The 2,677-nt window shown below is 56.6% G+C and carries 3 protein-coding genes and 1 pseudogene; 2 read left to right on the forward strand and 2 right to left on the reverse strand.

Going from position 1 to position 2,677, the window contains the following annotated elements; all coding sequences use genetic code 11:
* The coding region (locus WCA53_RS22950; protein WP_423915882.1) for an MFS transporter at positions 1–761 on the forward strand (761 nt) is incomplete at its 5' end.
* A 40-nt stretch (positions 762–801) separates the two neighbouring features.
* Here the strand turns inward: WCA53_RS22950 and WCA53_RS22955 are convergent.
* Positions 802–1,290, reverse strand: coding sequence for a MarR family winged helix-turn-helix transcriptional regulator (locus tag WCA53_RS22955; protein WP_423915885.1), 489 nt, complete (start codon positions 1,288–1,290; stop codon positions 802–804).
* Between the two features lie 128 nt (positions 1,291–1,418).
* Here WCA53_RS22955 and WCA53_RS22960 point away from each other — a divergent pair, with 128 nt between their 5' ends.
* The gene (locus WCA53_RS22960; protein ID WP_423915887.1) at positions 1,419–2,324 is read left to right on the forward strand and encodes a LysR family transcriptional regulator; all 906 of its coding nucleotides are present in this window, start codon (positions 1,419–1,421) and stop codon (positions 2,322–2,324) included.
* A 197-nt stretch (positions 2,325–2,521) separates the two neighbouring features.
* Here WCA53_RS22960 and WCA53_RS22965 read toward each other — a convergent pair.
* Positions 2,522–2,677, reverse strand: a pseudogene (locus WCA53_RS22965) (alanine dehydrogenase); the annotation flags it as partial.

Consider the following 2,677-nt stretch of genomic DNA (forward strand, 5'->3'; position numbering starts at 1 on the left):
GCAAGCCTGCAGTGGACTTGACGTTGTTCAAGCGGCGCAATTTCTGCTTTGGTGTTCTTGCAACTTGCCTGGGATACGCGTTGATGTTTTCCAACAATGTCTTGCTGCCACTCTGGCTGCAGACACAGATGGGATATACCGCAACGTGGGCCGGGTGCGTTGCGGCTCCGAGCGGTCTGGTAGCAGTATTGATGACGACGCCGGTCGGGCGGCTGAAGATGGATCCGCGCTGGATGGCAACAGGCTCCTTCGTAGCGTACTCAGCAGGCTTCTTCTTGCGTTCTCAGTACACTCCAGACGCCCCTTTCTGGACGCTCGCCATGCCCCTGTTCCTGCAAGGCTTTGCCCTGAGTATGTTCTTTGTGCCGCTTTTGCATATCATGCTCGACGGAATGCCGCCTGAGCGCGTCCCGTCTGCGACCGGGATTTCGAACTTTGCCCGCATCACGTCCGGGGGATTTGCCGCATCGCTCATTACGACGTTCTGGGATCGACGCGAGGCGTTGCACCAGAGCAGGCTGGTCGAATCAGGCACGATCTTCTCGCCTATCTATCGTCAAGCCACCGAGCAACTTCAGGCCCAGGGCATGAATCCCTTGCAGGCGGCCGGAACTATCATGCGACAGACGGTCACTCAGGCCTACATGTTGTCGTCGCTTGACATCTTCTACGCCAGCGGGTGGCTGGCGATGGCGATGGTGCTGGTGGTCTGGATCACCCGCAGGCCGGCGCCGGCGAAGCACGTCGCGGCAGCAGATTAGTACCGCTCACGACCCGTGCGCGCGGAGATTGACGCAGGGGTCAACCGGTGTTTTCTCGATCGCCGTGGCTGCTTGTCTCGACAACGCGTTCCATGGAGTCATGGAGTTTAGTAAGGAGGCGGATCAATTGCTCCGCCTCCTGCTTTTTGAAGTCGGCAAGGATCTCATTCCAGCTGGCGACCATGACCGGGACCCTTTCAGCATGCTTGGCCTCCCCGGATTTCGTGAGCACCAGACGGACCACGCGTCGATCGGGAGAACTAAGGTCACGCTTTATGTAGCCGATCTCTTCGAGACTATCGATCAGTCGAGTCGTGGCGCCCGTCGCAATGCCGACCGACCGGGCCAGCTCTCCTGCGGTCGTGGCCACGCCGTCACGGATCAGCTTTAAAGCGGTCCACTGGATGACTGTCAACTGTGCGTCGTCGAAGAGCGAATCAACGCGTGTTACCAGCAATTTGTGAATCCGGCGCAAAAGCCGCCCGGGCGAGCGTTCGCCGGTTAGATCTTCGGTTGTCAGTATCGCCATGTCAGAATCCCGTATTGCCAGGTTGTTGAAGATACTCTATCAGAAGAAATTGTTTACGGATTGTCTTCATTTGAAGATAGTATGGTTGTATCGAACCCAATGAAGGGTCACGTAGGCTACAACACACGATGGACAAGATTTCTGGAATGAAGGTGTACGTGAAGGTGGTTGAATCGACTAGCTTCACCGGGGCCGCCGAAGTACTGCATGCGTCGACCGCCTATGTGTCCCGCATGATCCAGGCCCTCGAGTTGGACCTGGGCGTGAAGCTCATAAACCGGACAACCAGGCGTTGCAAACCGACAGATGCAGGCCTTCGCTACTACAAACGTTGCATTGCACTTCTGCGGGATCTGGAGGAAATGGACGCCGACGCTCAGGCTTCCAAGGGAAGCAATAGTGGAATAGTCCGCGTGAGCATGCCCTCGCTGGTCGCGAAGCCGATCGTGATCCCGGAACTACCGAAATTCCTGGCCAACAATCCCGACATTCAACTAGACATTAGCATTGCTGATCAACACCCCGATCTGATCGAAGAAGGGTTTGACTGCGCCGTGCAAGTGGGACCGATAATCGACCTTGGACTCGTCGCGAAGACCGTAGGGACTTATAAGATCCTGACCTACGCGTCGCCGGACTACATCCAGGCCTATGGCGAGCCCTTCACCCTGGATGACCTCAGCGATCACATCGGCGTGAGTTACGTCATGAAGTCAGGGCGTGTCAGAGGTTGGGAGTTTCTCGAAAAAAACGAGTTTCGTACTGTTCAACTGAAGAGCGCGATCCTGGTGAACGACGCAGATAGCTACGTGGCATGCGGGCTAGCGGGCCTCGGACTGATACAGGGGGGCACCTTCGTACTCGATGCCCACGTGCGATCCGGGCGGCTGATTAGGGTCCTGCGAGACTATCCGTCCAATCCGCGCCCTGTGTCCGTTGTGTATATGCCCAATCGAACCCGGCCAAGGCGAGTCGACATTTTTATCGACTGGTTAATAGATTTGTATTCGACTCAGTTGACCGAGCAAAGCTGAGCCGCCCATATGTTCCTTGATATGGGCTGTCCGCCTTGCACCATCATGGAGAAGGCAATTCCGGAGAAGAAAACGCGACTAACAGTCTGACGCGCCCGCGTCATCAACAAGAACCGCTGCCCCGCTTCTGCGGGGCTCTTACAATGCTTTCAAAGCGGCTCGTGGATGAAACGCGAGGCAAGCCTTCTATTGCCGGATCATGTCAGCAGGCTTTCAGCTGGCACGTAGCTGTAACCCAGGTTGCGTGCGACAGCTTTATAGGTGACCTGGCCCTCGCATACATTCAACCCGGCGCGCAGATGCGGATCTTCGGCCAGCGCGCGCCTCCATCCTTTATCCGCGATCGCTATAGC

The sequence above is a fragment of the Caballeronia sp. genome, from assembly GCF_049581465.1.
In the GTDB taxonomy this organism is placed as follows: domain Bacteria; phylum Pseudomonadota; class Gammaproteobacteria; order Burkholderiales; family Burkholderiaceae; genus Caballeronia.

What these genes read in the sequence shown, in the direction of transcription:
- WCA53_RS22955 (WP_423915885.1), bottom strand. Translation starts at nt 1,290, where the DNA reads ATGGCGATACTGACAACCGAAGATCTAACCGGCGAACGCTCGCCCGGG.
- WCA53_RS22960 (WP_423915887.1), top strand. Translation starts at nt 1,419, where the DNA reads ATGGACAAGATTTCTGGAATGAAGGTGTACGTGAAGGTGGTTGAATCG.